Raw genomic sequence first — 18,606 nt, forward strand, 5'->3', positions numbered from 1 at the left:
TCCTCCTTATGGTGCGCCCCTGCGGCGCGGAACAATGGCGCGGGGACCGCTTTTGCACCCGCAAACCCGGCGGCTTCGCCTGCGGTCCCCTGCGAGGACGTGCCGGCCGCGGCGGGGCCGACAGGGGGCCGCATTATTTTCCGGTCGGCGCCTCGGCCATCAGCCGGTCCAGATGGGTGCGGATGTGGTCGGCCTCCGCCGCCGTGTGGGCGAGGGCGATGGCGCGGTCGTAGGCCTCCTTCGCCTCCTCGCGCCGGCCGAGCTGGAACAGGAAGGCGCCGCGGGCGCCGAAATAGTGGAAATAGCCGGAGAGCTGCGGGGCCAGCGGCTCGATCATGTCCAGTGCCGCGCCCGCCCCGTGCACCTTGCTGACCGCCACCGCCCGGTTGAGGGTGACCACGGGGGAGGGCTGGATCAGCTCCAGCGTTGCGTACAGGGCTTCGATCTGGGGCCAGTCCGTGTCTTCCGGCCGCGCGGCGCGGGCGTGCAGGGCGGCGATGGCCGCCTGCACCTGGTAGGAGCCCGGGCGGCGGTGGCGCATGGCCTTGTCCATGAGGGCGAGGCCCTCGGCGATGCGTTCGCGATCCCATTTCGTCCGGTCCTGCGCCTCCAGCAGCACCACGCGGCCGTCGGCGTCGTGGCGGGCGGCGGCGCGGGCGTGCTGGAGCAGCATCAGGGCGGTGAGGCCCATGATTTCCGGCTCGGCGGGAAACAGGCGCAGCAGCAGGCGGGCCAAGCGGATGGCGTCCTCGCACAGGACCGCCCGCCCGGCGTCCACCCCGGCGGAATAGCCCTCGTTGAAGACGAGGTAGACCATGGCCGCCACCGTGCCCAGGCGCTCCGCCCGTTCCACCGCGCCAGGCGGCTCGAAGGGCGTGTCGGCCCGGGCGATGCGGGCCTTGGCCCGCGTGATGCGCTGCTCCATGGCGGCCTCGCCCACCAGGAAGGCGCGGGCGATCTGCTTCACCGACAGGCCGGAGACGATGCGCAGGGCCAGGGCGATCTGCTGGGTCGCCGGCAGTTCCGGGTGGCAGCAGATGAACAGGAGGCGCAGCACGTCGTCCCGGTAATGGGAATTGTCCAGCCGCTCGGCGAGGCAGGCCTCCGCGTCGTCGAGGTCGGAGAGGTGCTCGTCCGGGGGCAGGGGATCATGGCGGGCCTGCTTGCGGGCGCCGTCGAGGGCGGCATTGCGGCCCACCAGGATGAGCCAGGCGGCGGGGTCGCGCGGCGGGCCGTTGGCGGGCCAGGTCTTCAATGCCCGCAGGCAGGCTTCCTGGAAGGCTTCCTCCGCCGTGTCCAGGTCGCGGAAATAGCGCAGCAGGGCCGCCACCGCCTGCGGCCGGGCGGCGGTGAGGGCGCCGTTGATCCAGGCGGGATCGCAGAGCAGGGGCGCCGTCACGCGCCGGTCCTCTCCCGGCCGCTGCGCTGGTCGGGAAAGAACATGCCCACCGGCCGGATCTCGTAGCACCCGCCGGGATTGGCCGCGGCCAGTTCGCGGGCGGCGGCGAGCACGTCGTCGAGGTCTTCGGCGTCCATGAGGTAGAAGCCGAGCAACTGCTCCTTGGTCTCGGCGAACGGCCCGTCGATGACGAGGGGCGGCTCCTGCGACTTGCGCAAGGTGGTGGCCGCGGTGGTGGGCAGCAGGCGAACCGACGCGCCCAGCTTTCCCGCCTTCACCAGGCCTTCGTGCACCACCGCCAGCCGGGCCATGACGGCGTCATCCTCCGCCTTGCTCCAGGCGCAGACCACATCTTCTTCATGGTAACAGAGGATGGCATACATCATGGGCGGCGCTCCCTATCTCTGCCCCAAGGACGCGGGAGTATGCCCGCGGCCGACAGGAAAGGGCAAAACACCCTTCATCGGCCGCGGGCGAAGCCAGTTTCGCCGCGCGTCACGCCGCGCCGGCCAGCTCCATCTCGCCGCCATAGCGCCGGCGCAGGTGGGCCTTGAACACCGCGGCGTCGAGGGGCCGGCCCGTGGCCCTTGTGAGCAGCGCGTCGGTCTCCAGAAGGCTGCCCTGGCTGTGCACATTGGCGCGCAGCCAGCCGAGGAGGGGGCCGAACTCGCCCCGCGCAATGCCGGGCAGGATATCGCCGTCCGCCGTGCAGGCGGCGTCGAACAGCTGGGCGGCGGTCATGGCGCCCAGCGTATAGGTGGGGAAATAGCCCCATCCGCCGCTGGGCCAGTGGATATCCTGCAGGCAGCCGAGCCGATCGTCCGGCGGCACCACGCCGAGCAGCGCCTTCATGCCCTCGGCCCAGGCGCCGGGCAGCTCGGACAGGGGCATTTCATCGCCGATGAGGGCCTTTTCCAGCCGGTAGCGCAGGATGACGTGGGCGGGATAGGTCACCTCGTCCGCATCCACGCGGATGAAGCCGCGCTCCACGCGGGTATAGAGCCGCCACAGGGCCTCCGGCTCCCAGGCCGGGCCGGAGGTGCCGAAGGCGGCGCGCATGTGCGGGGCGGCGAAGGTGAGGAACTCGCGGCTGCGGCAGGCCTGCATCTCCATCAGCAGGGACTGGCTCTCGTGCACGCTCATGGAGCGCGCCTGTCCCACGGGCTGGACGAAATAATCCTGCGGCCGGCCCTGCTCGTAGAGGGCGTGCCCGGTTTCGTGCAGCACCCCCATGAGGGCGCGGGAGAAATCGGCCGCGTCATAGCGCGTGGTGATGCGCACGTCGTTGTCGGCCCCGCCGCAGAAGGGATGGGCCGAGACATCGAGCCGCCCGCGCTCGAAATCGAAGCCCACCACCCGCATCATCTCCACCCCCAGCGCCCGCTGCGCCTCCACTGCGAACGGGCCGGCAAGGGGCGGGGTGGGCGGCCGGCGCGCCTGCACCTCCAGCACCTCCTCGGTGAAGGCAGGCAGGAAGCCGGCGAGATCGTCGAACAGGGCGTCGATGCGGGCGGCGCGGCCGCCGGGCTCGTAATCGTTCAGCAGCGCGTCATAGGGGGAAAGGCCGAGCTTGGCGCCCTTGGCCGCGGCGATCTCGCGCTGCAGGCGCAGCACCTCCTGCAGGTCCGGCAGCAGGGCGGGAAAGTCCGCCTCCTCCCGCGCCTTGCGCCAGGCCAGCTCGCACCGGGACACGGCCTTGCTGGAGGCCTCCACCAGATCGGCGGGCAAGGCGGTCTGCACGGTGTAGAGCCGGTCGATCTCGCGCAGATTGGCGCGCTCCCAGGGGCCGAGCTCCTCCGCGCGGGCGGCCGGCAGCCAGTCGGCGATGCGCGGGTCGGTGACCATGGAATGGCTGAGGACCCGCAGCAGGGCAAGGCTTTCCGCCCGGGTGCCGGCGGCCCCCCGCGGCATCATGGTGTCGCTGTCCCACTGGAGGATGCCGACGGCGTTGGAGAGCGCGGCGGCGCGGGCGAAATGGGCGGAAAGATCGGAATATGCAGTCATGACGCTCAAATCCTGGGCGCCCGGCGGGCGCGTCGCGGAACCTGGATGCGACGGTAGAGCGGCCGCGCGCCGGAGGAAAGGGCGGCGGGTTGCGGGCAAAAAGAACCCGGCGCGGACAGGGCCGGCCGGGTGGAGGAGGTCCGCGGGGCAAGGACCGGCAGAGGGCGCCTCAGGCGGCCTTCTCGCCGGGGGTGAGGGACAGGACGGATTCGAACCCCTCGAATTCCGGCCCGCCGATGTAGTTGACGCGGCTGGAGTTTTGCCCGGCGTCGCGGTGGGCGAGGCGGAAGGCTTCCGACTTGGTCCAGGCCTCGAAATCGGCCTTCGACCCCCACACGGTGTGGGAGATGTAGAGGGTGTGGTCGTCCTTCTGCGCGCCGCGGCACAGGTCGAAGGCGACGAAGCCGGGGACGGCGGCGATGTAGGTGTCGCGCTCGCGCCAGACCCGCTCGAACTCCGCCTCGGACCCGAGCTTCACCTTGAACCTGTTGGTAGCGATGAACATTTTTCCAACTCCAATGGCAATTTGGCAGATCTGGCTGCGCCCGGACGGCGTGGCTACTTGAAGATGGGTGCCGGCGTCGCCGCGGCGATCACGTCGGCCCCGAACCGGATCTTGAGCCCGCCCTTGACCGTGATGCCGGCGCTGGGAAGGAACTGCTGGTATTGAGTGTACTGCTCGTTCAGCAGGTTCTCAATGGACAGGGAGGCCAGCACGTTCTCGCTGGGCTGGTAGCCCAGATAGGCGTTCACCAGATTGAAGCTCGGTGTCGCGCCATAGGGGGAATCGCTTGGCAGGTCCTCCAGCGTCTTCGCCGCAACCCATTGCCAGCGCACGGAAAGTGTGAGCTTGTTCTCCAGCGTGCGCACGCCCAGGGTGGCGGCGACGGTGTTGGGCATCACGTTGGCGAGCGGTTCGCCATTATCAACATCTTCGCCATTGGAGACGGTGGCGTTAAACCCAGCAAACCAGGCGCCTGCGTCGTAGTTGCTCTCGAATTCAAAGCCTTCGAGGCGGGCCTTCGCGATGTTCTGATACTGGTAGTCGGCATAGGTGCCGTACATGGTCATGTTGTAGCCGACCAGCTCGATGAAATCGTCTACATTGTTCTGGTAGAGGTTCGCCTTGGCGCGGAACTTGTCCCCCTTCACGAGAATGTCATCGAAGCGCAGGTTGACACCCACTTCGGCATTCTTGCCCACCTCCGGGCGCAGGTTGGGGTTGGGCACGAAGCAGAACACGCCGTAGCTGCCGTCCGGGCAGAAGACGAGGGGAATGTTCGGCGGGTGGGCGCCGGAGACCAGGGTCTCGGTGATGGCGGGAGCGCGGTAGCCTTCCGCATAGGTGCCGTAGACGGTAACCCACTGCCACGGCGTCACGCCCAGGGTGATCTTGGGGGAGAAGCGCTGGCCGTCGGTGGAAACGCCGTCGCCTTCCAGATTGTAGGTGTCGTAGCGCACCGCGCCGATGGCTTCGAGCCAGGTGGAGTAATTGGCCTTCCACTGCACGAAGGCGCCGCCCACCCCGCGCTCGCCATTGGGGTTGTAGCCCTCGCCGAAACCGTATTGGTCGATGTTGTCCACCGTGTCGTGGAAATAGTCGCCGCCGATGGTCACGGCATTCTTCACGCTCCCCAGCAGGAAGCGCGAGGTATTGTTGGCGTCGAACCCCACGGTGTCGATGGTGAAGGTGCGCGGGTCGCCGATGGAGCCGGTGATGGAGCTGGGCGTTCCCGCCACCTTCACCTGGTCCTGCTTCACCCGGTTCCAGTAGACGCTGGAGCGCCAGTCGAACCACATGTCGTCGGGGTTGGAATAATTGTAGCTGGCGGTCACCGTCTGGTTCAGCACGGTGGAGCCATACTGGGTGGAAGAGGCGGGAACCTCGCCGTTCACCAGCGCGGCATTGTAGGTGGTGTAATCGGCATTGTAGTTGATGCCGGTAATCTTCACCTCGTGGAAGTCGGCCGGGCGGAAGGTGGCCTTGGCGATGCCGGTCCAGGTGTCGTAGCCGGAGCCGGGCACGAGGTCGCCGTTGCCGTCGTCATAATCGGCCTGCGCCCGGTAGGTGCCGCCGAAGAACAGGTCCACATTCTGCCCCACCCGCGCGGCGCCGAACAGGGAGCCGTAGCCCATGGGGCCGTTGGAGCCGAATTCGCCGGTGCCCTCCACGCCCCAGGCCTGGCCGGGCTTGATGATGTCGGCCGCATCCTTGGTGCGGAAGGCCACCACGCCGCCGATGGCGCCGGAGCCGTAGATGTTGGAGACCGGGCCGCGCACCACGTCCACGTCGGAAAGCAGGCCGGGCTCCAGGAAGAAGGAGCCGGCGCCGGAGCCGTGGCCGAGCTGGGTGAAGTTCTGCCGCGCCCCGTCCACGAACACGGCCACGCGGCCGAAGTCCTGCAGGCCGCGGATGTTGATCGAGGCCTGCGGGGAATTACCGTTCTGGATCACCGTGGTGCCGGGCATGCCGAAGAACACGTCCTGCACCCGGTCCGGGGAGAGCTGCTGCAGGTCGTCGGCACGCACCACGCTCACGGCGGCCAGCGTGTCGATGGCCCGTTCCTCGGTGAGGGTGGCGGCCACGGTAATGGTGTCGAGCGAGATGTCGTCGGGGCCTGCGGCGGCCGCGGCCGGCGCCGCGCTCTGGGCGCGCGCCCCGGTTCCGCCCGCCAGCAGCAGCGCCGAGGCGGCGACGCCGGAGAGAAGGAGCCGGCTCATCCGGCCGGAATGAAATACCATCGCACCCGCACGGGGCGTCCTGCGCGCCATGATCGTCTCCTGGAGGATCGGGCTGGCTAGCATCCGCTGCACCGGGCGTTGCCCGCAGGGATCTGGCGCGCTGCAGGCAACCCGCCTGCTCACCTTCAGCTACCGTGGTGCCGCAATGTCGTCAAGAATTTTGCATGCCATGTGATGGTGGTGTTAAATAACATCTCGACCCGTGGCCAATATGTGCCACAATCAACAAGATTAAAGTTTTATGGATTCAAAACTGATGAATCCGCAAGCGAGTCGAAGCGACGTGATGCCAGTCTATAAATGTTCCAATTCGAATATTGTCTTGATGGTGGCGTGGCTGGTGGAAGCCTTTTCTGTCTTGCGACGCAGCATGGCCGGGCGGCGGCGGGCGCCGGGGGGGATGGCCGGCCTTGTGCGCCGCCTCTTCCTCGCCCTTGCGCCGATCCCGGCACCCGCGCTCGTGGCCGCCTTTGTAGCCGCCTTGGCGCCGGTGCCCGCGCGCGCGGCGCAGGTGGTGGACGCGCACGGGCGCGCCGTTGCCGTCACCGACACCTCGCGCATCGTTTCCATCGGCGCCGCCGTCACCGAGATCCTGTTCGCTCTGGGCCTCGGCGACCGGGTGGTGGCGGTGGACCAGACCAGCCGCTACCCCGCCGCGGCCCGCGCCAGGCCGGACGTGGGCTATTCCCGCACCCTCTCGCCGGAAGGCGTGCTTTCGGTGGGGCCGAGCCTGATCCTGGCGGTGGAGGGGGCCGGGCCGCGCTCCACGCTGGATGTGCTGGAGCGGGCCTCGGTGCCGGTGGTGATCATTCCCGAGGCGCACAGCGAAGCGGGCGTGCTCCGCAAGATCGCCGCCGTGGCCGCCGCCGTGGGGGAGGAGGAGAAAGGCCGGGCGCTCGCCGCCGAGGTGGCGGAGGATTTCGCCGCCCTGCGCCGGATGGTGGCAACCCTGCCGGACCGGCCGCGCGCCGTCTTCGTGCTCTCCGCATCGGGCGGGGCCGCCATGGTGGGCGGGGCCGAAACCAGCGCCGACGCCATCTTCGCCTTGGCCGGGGTGGAGAATGCCTTGCCGTCCCTCAAGGGCTACAAGCTCGCCCTCGACGAGGCCGCCATGTCTGCCGAGCCCGATGCGGTGGTGGTGATGCTGGGCGGCGGGCAGGTGCTCACCGCCGATACGGTGTTCGCGCTGCCGGCCTTCATGGGCACGCCCGCGGCCCGCGATCGCCGGCTGGTGGCGCTGCCGGGGTCCTATCTGCTGGGCTTCGGCCCGCGCGCGCCGCGTGCCGCCCGCGACCTTGCGGCCGCCCTGCGCCCCGGTGCGCAACTGCCGGAGCTTGCCGCCCGGCCCTGGAGCGCGGAGCGGGACCAGTGACGGGCGCGCCCGCATCTCCCGCCGCGGCGGCCTGCGCCCGGGCCCATCGCCCCGCCCGCCCGGTGGCGGCCGGGCTTGTGCTGTTCGCCATCCTGGCCGTTCTGGCCTTCCTCGGGGCCCTGGCCATCGGCCCCTTCACCATCGCGCCCGGGCGGGTGGTGGCGATTGTGTGGGATTGGGCCAGCGGCGCGTCCTTCGCCGGCATTCCCCTGCGCGAGCGAATCGTCGTGCTCGACGTGCGCTTCCCCCGCGCCGTGGTGGGGGCGCTGGCGGGCGCCGGCACGGCGGTGGCCGGCGCGGTGATGCAGGGCGTGTTCCGCAATGCGCTGGCCGACCCCGGCCTGGTGGGCGTCTCGCCCGGCGCGGCGCTGGCCGCGGTGGCCTTCGTGGTGTTCGGGGCGCCCCTTGCCGCCGTGCTGCCGGCGCCGCTGCAGGCGCTGGGCCTGCCCCTCGCCGCCTTCGCCGGCGGGCTCGCCACCACCCTCGTCATCGCCCGCCTCGCCGAGCGGGACGGGCGCACCTCGGTGGCGACCCTGCTGTTCGCAGGCCTCGCCCTGGGCGCGCTGGCCAGCGCCGGAACCGGGGTGATGGTGTTTCTCGCCTCCGAGCAGCAGACCCGGGAATTCCTGTTCTGGACCCTCGGCAGCCTCGGCGGCGCCACCTGGCTGAAGGCGGCGCTGGCGGCGCCCTTCGTGCTGGGGCTGGTGGCCGCCTCCTTCGGCCTCGCCCGCGGCCTCGACGCCTTGGCGCTGGGGGAGGCTGAGGCCTTCCATGCCGGCGTCCCGGTGGAGCGGCTGAAGCGCCTTGCGGTGGTGGCGGTGGCGGCCGGGGTGGGGGCCTCGGTGGCGGCGGCGGGGGTGGTGGGCTTCGTCGGCCTGGTGGTGCCGCATCTGGCGCGGCTCGTCATCGGCCCGTCCCACCGCGCGCTGCTGCCGGCCTGCGCTCTGCTCGGGGTGGCGGTGCTTCTGGGCGCGGACATCCTGGCGCGGATGATCGCCGCGCCGGCCGAGCTGCCCCTGGGCGTCGTCACGGCGCTGGTGGGGGCGCCCTTCTTCCTCTGGCTGCTGCTGCGGCGGCGCGCGTTCGTGGGTTGAGCATGTATCAGGCTGAAGGGGTGAGTGTTGCGGCCGGCGCCCGCCTTTTGGTGGAGGCCGCCGATCTGGTGGTGCGGCCGGGCCGCGTCACCGTGCTGGCGGGGCCGAACGGGGCGGGCAAATCCACCCTTCTGAAGGCCCTTTCGGGGGAGGCGCGGCTGGCCGCGGGCCGCGTCACCCTCGATGGGGTGCCCATCGCCCGCATGCGGCCCCTGGATCTCGCCCGGCGCCGCGCGGTGCTGCCGCAGGCGGCGGAGGTGGCCTTTCCCTTCACCGCCGGCGAGGTGATCGCCGCCGGCCTCATGGGGCCGGGCGGGCGCGACGGCGCGCGAATCGCCCGGCTGCTGACGCAGGTGGACCTGCCCGGCTTCGCCGAGCGGCGCTACGACAGCCTGTCCGGCGGCGAGCGGCAAAGGGTGCAACTGGCCCGCATCCTCGCCCAGCTGGAGCTGGGGCGCGCCGATGCCCCCGCCTATCTGCTGCTGGACGAGCCCACCGCCAGCCTGGACCTGGCCCACCAACTGGTGGTGCTGCGCCTCGCCCGCGCCCATGCGGATGCCGGCGGCGGCGTGGTGGCGGTGCTGCACGACCTCAACCTCGCCGCCATGGTGGCCGACGAGGTGGTGGTTCTGGCCGCCGGCCGCATCCGCGCGGCGGGGCCGGTGGATGCGGTGATCACCGATGCGGTGCTGGAAGACGCCTTCGGCGTTTCGGTGCGGGTGGGCGTTCCCCCGCCGGGGCCGTTCGTGCTGCCGCAGAATGTGCGGCCGCGGGCGGGGTAGGCGGGACCGGCTCGGATCAGCCCAGCGCCTGCGCCGCCTGCAGCACCTCCTGCGCATGGCCGTCCACCTTCACCTTGGACCAGGTGCGCGCCACCGTGCCGTCGCGGCCGATGAGCAGGGTGGCGCGCTCGATGCCCATGTAGGTGCGCCCGTACATGCTTTTCTCCACCCACACCCCATAGGCCTCCAGCATGGCCTTGTCGGGGTCGGAGCCGAGGGGGAAGGCGAGGTCGTATTTGGCGCGGAAGCGGTCCTGCGCCTTCACCGCATCGGCCGAGACGCCGAGGATGTCGGTGTCGGCGGCGGCAAAGGCCGCCTTCAGCCCGTTGAAGGCGATGGCCTCCTTGGTGCAGCCGGGGGTGTCGGCCTTGGGGTAGAAATAGAGCACCAGCTTGCGCCCGGCAAAGTCCACCAGGGAGACGCTGCCGCCCCCGTCGCGGGAGAGGGTGAAGGCCGGGGCCTTGGAGCCGGCTTCGGGAAACTTGGACATCCGCCTTCCTTTCGACGCGATCGACGCCATACGGGGCTCACAAGATAGCCGCCTTCGTCCCCTAGATGGTAATCTTGGGTGGCTTGATCCACCTCATCTTTACGAGCTTTGGTGAGGGTAGGTTCACCGTGCGGGCCGCGACGCGAATCGCCGCTTGCGGGAAGGCATGGAAGGCACGCGCGGGGGCGTCAGCGCGGCCGGTTGTTGCGGAAGGGCCGGAGCGGAATGCAGGAGAGGGTGCGCAAGCCGGAACCGGCGCGGGCAAGGCCGCGCCGTTCCCGGTTCCGGGGCTTCATGGGCGCACTCGTGCCCCGCGGCCGCGTCGCACGCGCGTTCACCGCCGTGTGCCTGGGGTTGATCGCCCTCGGCGGCATCGCCGCGGTCACGCTCTATGTGCTGGTCGCCACCGGCACCGTCACCGCCGACATTGCCACGCCTTATATCGAGCGGGCGCTGGAAGAGCGCATCGGCGGCGGCCACAAGGTGGCCATCGGCTCCACCAGCATCCAGACCATGGCCGACGGCGCCACCGCGGTGGTGGTGCACGACATCCGCGTCACCGCGCGCGACGGGCAATTGGTGGCCAGCGCCCCCAGCGCCGAGGTGGAGCTGGAGGGCTCGCTGCTCTCGCTCATGCCGAAGGCCCGCCGCATCGACCTCGTGGGCGCGGAAATGACGGTGCGCATCGCCGCCTCCGGCCACCTTGCGGTTGCCACCGGCCGTGGCGGCAAGCCCCTGTCCACCGCCCGCACCGCCCCGAACGCACCGCCCGCTTTGCGCCCGGACCCGGCCCCCGCCGCCCCTTCGCCCGCGACCCCAGCCCCGGCGCTCCAGCCCTCCGCGCCCCCGGCGGCGGCCCCCGCGCCCGCCGCGGCCGACATGGACCCGCTGAAGCCGGTCCATCTCGCCCGCTGGATGGCGGAGCTGGAAAGCGCCGGCTTCGACGGCGGCGCGCTGGCCGACGTGGGGCTGAAGGACGGCACTCTGGTGGTGGAGAATGAAAGCTCCGGCCGCCGCATCGTGTTCCAGCACATCAGCATCCGCCTTGCCCGCCCGGCCGGCGGCGGCGCCGAGCTCACCTTCACCACCCAGTCGCCGCAGGGGGTGGCCACCGCCGTGGCGCGCATCGGCGCCGCGAAGGATGGGGAGCGGGCCATCGACGTGGCCATCCGCAACGTCTCCACCTACGATCTGCTCCAGGCCTTCGCCCAGGACCACCGCCGCTTCTATATCGACACCCCCCTGTCCGCGGCCTTCACCGCCACCCTCTCGCTGGAGGGCGAGCTGAAGGCGGCCAAGGCCAGCCTCGATCTGGGCGCCGGCGCTTTGGGCAATGGCGAGGAGGTGGAGGAGCGATTCGTCATTGATCGCGCCCAGATCGGCCTGACGCTGGATGTGGCGCGCCGCGTCATCCTCCTCTCCCCCATCCTGGCGCAGAAGGGCGAGAACCGGATCGCGCTGGAGGGGGAAATCCGCGTGCCGGCCCTGGCGCGCGAGCCCTGGCCCTTCACCATCGGCCCCAAGGAGGTGGTGCTGGCCGGCCCGGAGATGAGCGAGCCCGCCCTCGTCATCGACAAGGTGACGGTGGCCGGCCGCTTCGATCCGCCGAGCCAGAAGCTGTTCGTGGAGACCGGCTTCCTCGGCTCCGCCGCCGGCTCCTTCACCTTTACCGCCCTGTTCGACTTCGGCGTGGCGGCGCCCACCCTGGCCTTCGACGGCACCGCCACGCCCTTGCCGGTGGCCACCATCAAGCGCTTCTGGCCGGTCTCCATCGCCCCGCCGGCGCGCCAGTTCGCCATCGAGAACGTCTCGGCCGGCACGGCGGACGGCATCTCCATTGCCGTCCGGCTGCCGCTCGACCTCATCGGCCAGAAGCAGATTCCCCTGCCGGAAGACGGCGTGCGCTTCACCCTCAACGGCACCGGCGTCACCCTGCGTCCGGTGAAGGGGCTGCCGCCCATCACCAATGCCAGCCTCGCCATCCTCGTCACCGGCCGCTCGGTGCGCATCACCATGGCCGACGGCACGGTGGTGACGCCGCAGAACCGCAAGATCGCGGTCAGCGACGGGGTCATGCTGCTGCCGGACTATTTCCCCCGCGAGCCCGCCTCGCAGATCCAGGTGAAGTTCGAAGGTCCCGCCGATGCCGCGGTGGAAGTGCTGGGCATGGAGCAACTGAAGGGCCCCACCGGCACCGCCTTCGATCCCTCCACCACCCGCGGGCGCTTCTCGGCCCTGCTGCAGGTCAACATCACCTTCCGCAAGGTGGGGCGGCCGGAGGATTTCGATTATTCCCTGGAGGCCACCCTCACCGATTTCGGCGTGGACAAGGTGTTCAAGGGCCAGCGCCTGGAAGGGGCGACGGTGCGGGCCTTCGCCTCGCCCGGCGGCATCGTGCTGCGCGGCGACGGCAAGCTCGCCGGCGCGCCGGTGGCCTTCGAATATGAGAAGAAGAAGGACGTGGCGGATTCCGACATCCGCATCAGCGCCACCCTCGACGAGGCCGCCCGCGCCCGGCTGGGCGTGGACCTTCCCGGCATCACCGGCCCGGTGGGCGTGCGCCTTGTGGGCACCACCAACAACAAGGACACGCGGGCCAGCATCGAGGCCGACCTCACCAACGCCCGCATCGCCGATGTCATCCCCGGCCTGTCCAAGCCCGCGGGCAAGCCGCTGAAGGCGCGCTTCGTCATCAACGACAAGGGCAAGACGGTGCGGCTGGACGACCTGGTGATGGACGGCTCGGGAACCCTCTTGAAGGGCTCCCTGGAGTTGTCCGACAGCGGCGAACTGCTCGGCGCCCAGTTCCCCACCTTCCAGCTCTCCGACGGCGACAAGGCCTCGCTGAAGGCGGACCGGGCCGGCGACGTGCTGAAGATCCGCATCACCGGCGAGGTGATGGACGCGCGCGGCATCATGAAGAGCCTGGTCGCCACCCCGTCCGGCCCGCGCCGGCCCAAGACGCCGGACGTGGACGTGGAAGCGCGCATCGGCGCGCTCACCGGCAACAATGGCGAGGTGCTGCGCCAGTTCGACCTCACCGTGGCGCGGCGCGGGGTGGAGACGCGGGACTTCACCCTCACCGCCAGGGCCGGGCGCGATGGCACGGTGGCGGGGGAAATGCGCAACTGGCAGGGGCGCCAGCGCGCCCTCCAGGTCAGTTCGTCCGATGCCGGCGCGCTGCTGCGCTTTCTCGACATCTATCCCAAGGTGCAGGGCGGCGAAGCATGGCTGGTGGTGGACCCGCCCCGCAGCGACCAGACGCCGCAGGAGGGGGTGCTGCACCTGCGCGACTTCTCCATCAAGGGCGAGCCCGGGCTGGAGCGCCTGTCCAGCGCCGCGCGCGATTCCTCCGGCAAGATCGAGGACGGCACCGCCGTCTTCGAAAAGGCGCAGGCCCAGTTCGCCCGCACCACCGGCAAGATCGTGTTCCGCGAAGGCGCCATCTGGGGTCCGTCGGTGGGCGCCACCTTCGACGGCACGCTGGATTTCGCCGCCGACCGCATCTCGGTGCGCGGCACCTTCGTGCCCGCCTACGCCCTCAACAACATCTTCTCGAAGCTGCCGGTCATCGGCATGCTCCTGGGCGGGGGGCCGAACGAGGGGCTGGTGGGGGTGACGTTCGAGATCGTCGGCCCGCTCACGGGCGGCCCCACCCTGCGCATCAACCCCATCTCGGCCGTGGCCCCGGGCTTCCTGCGCAAGATCTTCGAGTTCCGCGATTCCAGCAACGCCCCGCCCACGCGGTGAGGCACGGGCCTGTCCGGGCGGCGGCTGAATGCCGCCCGAGAGGCGCCGCTCACACCGGCTTCAGCAGCACATGCTTCTTCTTGCCGAGGGAGAGCTTCACCACGCCCTCGGTGAGGGCGTCGGCGGTGATGACGGCCTTCTCGTCGCTCACTGCCACGTCATTCACCCTGAGCCCGCCGCCCTTGATCTGGCGGCGCGCCTCGCTGGTGGAGGCCACGAGGCCGGCGTCCACGAAGGCGTTGGCCACGGCGATGCCGGCCTCCAGCCGCGCCCGCTCCACATCCACCGTGGGCAGGTCCACCGCCAGCGCACCCTCGGCGAAGGTGGTGCGGGCGGTCTCCCTGGCCTTCTCGGCGGCCTCGTGGCCGTGCAGGAGGGCGGTGGCCTCGGTGGCGAGCACCTCCTTGGCGAGGTTGATCTCCTGGCCTTCCAGGGCGGCGAGGCGGGCGATCTCGCTGAGCGGCAGCTCGGTGAACAGCTTCAGGAAGCGCTCCACGTCCGCATCGCCGGCATTGCGCCAGTATTGCCAATATTCATAAGGGCTCAGCAGCGCGGCATCGAGCCACACGGCGCCGCCTGCGGTCTTGCCCATCTTGGCACCGGAGGAGGTGGTGAGCAGCGGGGTCGTCAGGGCGAACAGGTCCGCCCCGTGCATCCGCCGCCCCAGCTCCATGCCGTTGACGATGTTGCCCCACTGGTCGGAGCCACCCATCTGCAGGATGCAGCCGTGGCGCCGGTTCAGCTCCACGAAATCGTAGGCCTGCAGGATCATGTAGTTGAATTCGAGGAAGGTGAGCGGCTGCTCGCGCTCCAGGCGCAGCTTCACCGAATCGAAGGTGAGCATGCGGTTGATGGTGAAGTGCGGCCCCACCTCGCGCAGGAGGGGGATGTACTTCAGCTCGTCGAGCCAGGCCGCATTGTTCTCCATAACGGCGCCGCCCTCGAAATCGAGGAAGCGGGCGAACACCTTGCGGATGGAGGCGATGTTGGCGTCGATCTGCGCGTCGGTGAGCATCTTGCGCGCCTCGTCCTTGCCGGACGGATCGCCGATCTTGGTGGTGCCGCCGCCCATGAGCGCGATGGGCCGGTGCCCGGTGCGCTGCAGCGTGCGCAGCATCATGATGGACAAGAGGTGCCCCGCATGCAGGCTCGATGCGGTGGCATCGAAGCCGATATAAGCGGTGATGGGCCCTTCCGCGGCCTTGGCGTCGAGGCGCTCGAGGTCCGAGCACTGGTGGATGTAGCCGCGCTCGTGAAGGGTGCGCAGGAATTCGGAACGGAAGGCGGGAGAGGTCATCGCGCAATCTGGGCTGGGGGGTGGCGCTCACGCGCCGGAAAGGTGCGGTGGTGTATCAGGTCCGGCGCCAGATTGCATGGGGCGAGATCGGGGGGCGGGGATGCGCGTGGTGGGGCTGATGAGCGGCACGTCCATGGACGGCATCGACGCCGCCGTGATCGACACCGACGGCGAAGACATCGCCTGGCTCGGCCCGGCGGTGACGCTACCCTATGATGCCGCCACCCGCGCCCTTCTGGTCCAGGCCATGGAGGATGCCCGCGGCGTCAACCAGCGCACCGACCGGCCGGGGGTGCTGGGGGTGGCGGAGGCGCGCGTCACCCATCTGCACGCGGCGGCGGTGCGGGCGCTGCTGGACAGCCTGCGCCTCACCGCCGGCGACATCGACCTCGTGGGCTTCCACGGCCAGACCGTCATTCACCGCCCCGACGCCCGCCTCACCGTGCAGATCGGCGACGGCGCGCGGCTGGCGGCCGATCTGGGCGTGCCGGTGATGGCGGATTTCCGCGCGGCCGACGTGGCGGCGGGCGGGCAGGGGGCGCCGCTGGTGCCGGTGTTCCACCAGGCGCTGGTGCGCCGGCTGGCGCTGCCCGGCCCGGTGGCGGTGCTGAACGTGGGCGGCGTGGCCAATGTCACCGTCATCGACGCCGACGCGCCGCCGGTGGCCTGCGACACCGGCCCCGGCAATGCCCTGCTGGACGATTTCCTGTTCGCCCGCACCGCGGTGGCCTGTGACGTGGACGGCGCGGCGGCGGCGCAGGGGCAGGTGGACGAGGCGCGCCTCGCCGTGCTCCTGGACCATCCCTTCTTCGCCGTGCCGCCGCCCAAGTCGCTGGATCGCAACGCCTTCCGCAGCTTCGTGGCGGAGCGGGCGGGGCTTGCCGGCCTGAGCCTTGCCGATGGCGCGGCAACCCTGACGGCGCTGACCGCCGCAAGCGTGGCGGCGGTGGTGCCGCACCTTGCCCGGCCGCCGGCCCTGTGGATCGTCGCCGGGGGCGGGGCGCGCAACCCCACCCTGTGCGCCATGCTGGCGGCGCGGCTTCAGGCGCAGGTGCGCACGGCGGATCGGCTGGGCTGGTCGGCGGATGCGCTGGAGGCCCACGCCTTCGGCTTCCTCGCCGCGCGGGCGCTGCGCGGGCTGGCGCTCACCTTCCCCACCACCACCGGCGCGCCCGCGCCGCTGACGGGCGGTGTCCTGTTCCGGCCCTGAGGCCGTTCTGCGGCCCGGCTTTGTGGCCCCGGAACGAAAACGGCGCGCCCGGGGGCGCGCCGTGGTGATGCTGCAGCCGGCGTGCGCCTCAGGCGGCGCTGTCCTTGCGGGTGCCGGGCAGGCGCTTGTCGAGGTAGGTTCCCACCACGCCCATCAGCTCCTCGGTCTTGCCGTCGAAGAAGTGGTTGGCGCCGGGCAGGACCTGCTGCTCGATGACGATCCCCTTCTGCGTCTTCAGCTTTTCCACCAGGGTCTGCACCGCGCTGGTGGGCACCACCGCATCCTTGTCGCCATGCACGAACAGGCCGGAGGAGGGGCAGGGGGCGAGGAAGGAGAAGTCGTAGAGATTGGCCGGCGCGGCGATGGAGATGAAGCCCTCCACCTCGGGCCGGCGCATCAAGAGCTGCATGCCGATCCAGGCGCCGAAGGAGAAGCCGGCGATCCAGCAGGCGCGGGCGTCCGGGTTCACCGACTGGGCCCAGTCCAGCGCCGCGGCGGCGTCGGAAAGCTCGCCGGTGCCGTGGTCGAACGAGCCCTGGGAGCGGCCCACGCCGCGGAAGTTGAAGCGCAGGACGGAGAAGCCCCGGTTCACGAACTGGTAGTAGAGGTTGTAGACCACCGGATTGTTCATCGTGCCGCCGAACTGCGGATGCGGATGAAGAATGATGGCGATGGGCGCATTGCGTGTCTTGGCAGGCTGGTAACGGCCTTCGAGCCGTCCCTTTTCGCCGGGGAAGATCACTTCTGGCATGGAAGTTTGCAACCTCTGGGTGGCAATGACGCGCGGGGCGAGACGCGGATGCCCGTGAAAGCCTGACGCGTCCGGAAGGCGGACCCGACACATGACCGTAACGACTTGACGGCGAAACGGGAATGCTTGACTAACAGGCGGGCTCGCCCTATTTTATTAGAATAATTCTAATCTGTTCCCGCCGGCTGCGCAAACCGAAGGGCGCTGCAATGCGAGAACGGGTGAAGTTTGACCTATGACCGAGATTGCCGGCAATTGCAAGTCTGGCGCGGGGCCGAAGCGTGTTGCGCGGGACGGTCCGGGAGGCGGGGATGAGCGCGGGCGGCACCCTTGGGTTGCGGGATTCGCAGCAGGCACGCGCAGGCGCGGCGCCTGACGGTGCCGCGCGCGGGGATCTGCCGCAGGAGGATGCCGCGCGCGACGGCCGCAGCCCGGCTGTGCGCAGCCCGGCGCATCGTGCCTATCTTGATCACAATGCCACGAGCCCCCTGCGGCCAAATGCACGCGCGGCGGTGATGGATGCGCTGGACCAGGGGGGCAACGCCTCCTCGGTGCATGCGGACGGGCGCGCCGCGCGGGCGCGGCTGGAGGCGGCGCGCAGCGCCGTGGCCGCGCTGGTGGGCGCGGTGCCGCGGGCCGTGGTGTTCACCTCCGGCGCCACCGAGGCGGCGGCCCTCGCCCTGCATCCTGAAATGGAGCTGAACGGGCGGCCGCATCCCTGCGATGTGCTGCTGGCGGGCGGGGTGGAGCATCCCGCGGTGCTGCGCGGACACCGCTTTGCGGCCGAGCGGGTGGAAATCCTGCCCGTGGACGGCGCCGGGCGGCTGGATCTTTCGGCCCTGGAGGCGGCCCTTGCGGCCCATGGCCGCGCCGGACGGCGCGCGCTGGTGGCGGTGATGGCAGCCAATAACGAGACCGGCACCCTGCAGCCCGTGGCGGAGGCGGCGCGCCTCGCCCATGGGCATGGTGCGGTGGTGTTCTGCGATGCGGTGCAGGCCGCCGGCCGGGTGCCCCTGGATATGGCGGCGCTGGGGGTGGATTTCCTCGCCTTGTCGGCCCACAAGCTGGGCGGCCCGCAGGGTGCGGGGGCGCTGGTGGCGGCGGGCGCCGACCATCGCGTGCCGGCGCTGCTGGCCGGGGGCGGGCAGGAGCGCGGCCGCCGCGCGGGCACCGAGAACGGCCCGGCCATCGCCGGCTTCGGCGTGGCGGCACGGGCGGCGGCAGCGGAGCTTGCGCCCGAGGCGCAGCGCCTTGCCGGCCTGCGCGACGCGCTGGAACGGGCGGTGCTGGAGAGCGTTGCCGGGACAGCGGTGGTGGCCGGGCACGCGGCCCGCCTGCCCAACACCTCCATGCTGACGTTCGCCGGAGTTCGGGCCGAGACACTGGTGATCGCGCTGGACCTTTCCCACGTAAGTGTCAGTGCCGGGTCTGCCTGCTCGTCGGGCAAGGTGGGCGTTTCCCACGTACTGACCGCCATGGGGATGGCGCCGGACCTGGCGGCGGGGGCGATCCGGCTCTCGCTCGGCTGGTCGAGCACCCGGGAGGATGTGGACCAGGCGGTGGCGGCCCTTCGCAAGGTCGTGCCGCAGGTGAGGAGCCGCGCCGCCTGCGCGGCGTAGAAGGCAAGGATGCTGAAGCCGCGCGGCCGGCGCGGCCGGAAGTGCAAAGCGGCCGCCTGTCACGGGCGGCATGGGAACTTGACCCGCGGGCCTTGA

General features: G+C 70.7%; 14 protein-coding genes. 6 read left to right on the plus strand and 8 right to left on the minus strand.

Features of this window, described 5'->3' with window-relative positions; genetic code table 11:
• Positions 1–133 precede the first annotated feature (133 nt).
• The 5 genes from ACI7BZ_RS13595 to ACI7BZ_RS13615 all read right to left on the minus strand — a co-directional run bounded on the left by ACI7BZ_RS13595 (position 134) and on the right by ACI7BZ_RS13615 (position 6,124).
• Complete coding sequence (locus ACI7BZ_RS13595; RefSeq protein ID WP_414117680.1) at positions 134–1,399, minus strand: RNA polymerase sigma factor; 1,266 nt, start codon at positions 1,397–1,399, stop codon at positions 134–136.
• Positions 1,396–1,785, minus strand: a complete 390-nt coding sequence (locus ACI7BZ_RS13600) for a YciI family protein (RefSeq protein WP_414117681.1) — start codon at positions 1,783–1,785, stop codon at positions 1,396–1,398. Before ACI7BZ_RS13600 ends, ACI7BZ_RS13595 begins: the two co-directional genes overlap by 4 nt.
• 109 nt (positions 1,786–1,894) lie before the next feature.
• Complete coding sequence (locus ACI7BZ_RS13605; protein WP_414117683.1) at positions 1,895–3,403, minus strand: carboxypeptidase M32; 1,509 nt, start codon at positions 3,401–3,403, stop codon at positions 1,895–1,897.
• A 169-nt stretch (positions 3,404–3,572) separates the two neighbouring features.
• Positions 3,573–3,908 (minus strand): heme-degrading protein HmuQ, encoded by a 336-nt coding sequence (gene hmuQ / locus ACI7BZ_RS13610; protein WP_414117684.1) that lies wholly within the window; start codon positions 3,906–3,908, stop codon positions 3,573–3,575.
• Between the two features lie 53 nt (positions 3,909–3,961).
• A complete protein-coding gene (locus ACI7BZ_RS13615; protein WP_414117685.1) occupies positions 3,962–6,124 on the minus strand; it encodes a TonB-dependent hemoglobin/transferrin/lactoferrin family receptor in 2,163 nt (720 codons plus the stop codon).
• A 421-nt stretch (positions 6,125–6,545) separates the two neighbouring features.
• Here ACI7BZ_RS13615 and ACI7BZ_RS13620 point away from each other — a divergent pair, with 421 nt between their 5' ends.
• From ACI7BZ_RS13620 to ACI7BZ_RS13630, 3 genes are read left to right on the plus strand one after another with little or no spacing between them, the layout of a single operon-like run.
• Entirely contained in the window at positions 6,546–7,517 is a 972-nt protein-coding gene (locus tag ACI7BZ_RS13620) for a heme/hemin ABC transporter substrate-binding protein (RefSeq protein WP_414117686.1), read from the plus strand.
• Entirely contained in the window at positions 7,514–8,611 is a 1,098-nt protein-coding gene (locus ACI7BZ_RS13625) for a FecCD family ABC transporter permease (RefSeq protein WP_414117687.1), read from the plus strand. Before ACI7BZ_RS13620 ends, ACI7BZ_RS13625 begins: the two co-directional genes overlap by 4 nt.
• Positions 8,612–8,613: 2 nt before the next feature.
• Entirely contained in the window at positions 8,614–9,393 is a 780-nt protein-coding gene (locus ACI7BZ_RS13630) for a heme ABC transporter ATP-binding protein (protein WP_414117688.1), read from the plus strand.
• A gap of 16 nt (positions 9,394–9,409) precedes the next feature.
• Here ACI7BZ_RS13630 and ACI7BZ_RS13635 read toward each other — a convergent pair whose 3' ends face one another.
• Positions 9,410–9,883, minus strand: a complete 474-nt coding sequence (locus tag ACI7BZ_RS13635; RefSeq protein ID WP_414117689.1) for a peroxiredoxin — start codon at positions 9,881–9,883, stop codon at positions 9,410–9,412.
• A 294-nt stretch (positions 9,884–10,177) separates the two neighbouring features.
• On the opposite strand from ACI7BZ_RS13635, the gene ACI7BZ_RS13640 reads away from it, so the two are divergent.
• On the plus strand, positions 10,178–13,633 hold the full coding sequence (locus ACI7BZ_RS13640; protein ID WP_414117691.1) for a YhdP family protein: 3,456 nt from the start codon (positions 10,178–10,180) through the stop codon (positions 13,631–13,633).
• A gap of 49 nt (positions 13,634–13,682) precedes the next feature.
• Here ACI7BZ_RS13640 and tyrS read toward each other — a convergent pair whose 3' ends face one another.
• On the minus strand, positions 13,683–14,930 hold the full coding sequence (gene tyrS, locus ACI7BZ_RS13645) for a tyrosine--tRNA ligase (RefSeq protein WP_414117692.1): 1,248 nt from the start codon (positions 14,928–14,930) through the stop codon (positions 13,683–13,685).
• Positions 14,931–15,030: 100 nt separating this feature from the next.
• Here tyrS and ACI7BZ_RS13650 point away from each other — a divergent pair, with 100 nt between their 5' ends.
• Complete coding sequence (locus tag ACI7BZ_RS13650) at positions 15,031–16,140, plus strand: anhydro-N-acetylmuramic acid kinase (protein WP_414117694.1); 1,110 nt, start codon at positions 15,031–15,033, stop codon at positions 16,138–16,140.
• A gap of 88 nt (positions 16,141–16,228) precedes the next feature.
• Here ACI7BZ_RS13650 and ACI7BZ_RS13655 read toward each other — a convergent pair whose 3' ends face one another.
• Positions 16,229–16,891 (minus strand): alpha/beta hydrolase, encoded by a 663-nt coding sequence (locus ACI7BZ_RS13655; RefSeq protein ID WP_414117695.1) that lies wholly within the window; start codon positions 16,889–16,891, stop codon positions 16,229–16,231.
• 515 nt (positions 16,892–17,406) lie between these two features.
• Here ACI7BZ_RS13655 and ACI7BZ_RS13660 point away from each other — a divergent pair.
• On the plus strand, positions 17,407–18,510 hold the full coding sequence (locus ACI7BZ_RS13660; RefSeq protein ID WP_414117696.1) for a cysteine desulfurase family protein: 1,104 nt from the start codon (positions 17,407–17,409) through the stop codon (positions 18,508–18,510).
• The last annotated feature ends 96 nt before the right edge of the window (positions 18,511–18,606 follow it).

Origin of the sequence: Xanthobacter sp. AM11 (genome assembly GCF_047444035.1) — a bacterium.
GTDB lineage: Bacteria > Pseudomonadota > Alphaproteobacteria > Rhizobiales > Xanthobacteraceae > Xanthobacter.

What these genes read in the sequence shown, in the direction of transcription:
- ACI7BZ_RS13620 (WP_414117686.1), top strand. Translation starts at nt 6,546, where the DNA reads ATGGCCGGCCTTGTGCGCCGCCTCTTCCTCGCCCTTGCGCCGATCCCG.
- ACI7BZ_RS13655 (WP_414117695.1), bottom strand. Translation starts at nt 16,891, where the DNA reads ATGCCAGAAGTGATCTTCCCCGGCGAAAAGGGACGGCTCGAAGGCCGT.
- hmuQ (WP_414117684.1), bottom strand. Translation starts at nt 3,908, where the DNA reads ATGTTCATCGCTACCAACAGGTTCAAGGTGAAGCTCGGGTCCGAGGCG.
- ACI7BZ_RS13600 (WP_414117681.1), bottom strand. Translation starts at nt 1,785, where the DNA reads ATGATGTATGCCATCCTCTGTTACCATGAAGAAGATGTGGTCTGCGCC.
- ACI7BZ_RS13630 (WP_414117688.1), top strand. Translation starts at nt 8,614, where the DNA reads ATGTATCAGGCTGAAGGGGTGAGTGTTGCGGCCGGCGCCCGCCTTTTG.
- ACI7BZ_RS13660 (WP_414117696.1), top strand. Translation starts at nt 17,407, where the DNA reads ATGGATGCGCTGGACCAGGGGGGCAACGCCTCCTCGGTGCATGCGGAC.
- ACI7BZ_RS13650 (WP_414117694.1), top strand. Translation starts at nt 15,031, where the DNA reads ATGCGCGTGGTGGGGCTGATGAGCGGCACGTCCATGGACGGCATCGAC.
- ACI7BZ_RS13615 (WP_414117685.1), bottom strand. Translation starts at nt 6,124, where the DNA reads ATGAGCCGGCTCCTTCTCTCCGGCGTCGCCGCCTCGGCGCTGCTGCTG.
- tyrS (WP_414117692.1), bottom strand. Translation starts at nt 14,930, where the DNA reads ATGACCTCTCCCGCCTTCCGTTCCGAATTCCTGCGCACCCTTCACGAG.
- ACI7BZ_RS13640 (WP_414117691.1), top strand. Translation starts at nt 10,178, where the DNA reads ATGGGCGCACTCGTGCCCCGCGGCCGCGTCGCACGCGCGTTCACCGCC.
- ACI7BZ_RS13605 (WP_414117683.1), bottom strand. Translation starts at nt 3,403, where the DNA reads ATGACTGCATATTCCGATCTTTCCGCCCATTTCGCCCGCGCCGCCGCG.
- ACI7BZ_RS13635 (WP_414117689.1), bottom strand. Translation starts at nt 9,883, where the DNA reads ATGTCCAAGTTTCCCGAAGCCGGCTCCAAGGCCCCGGCCTTCACCCTC.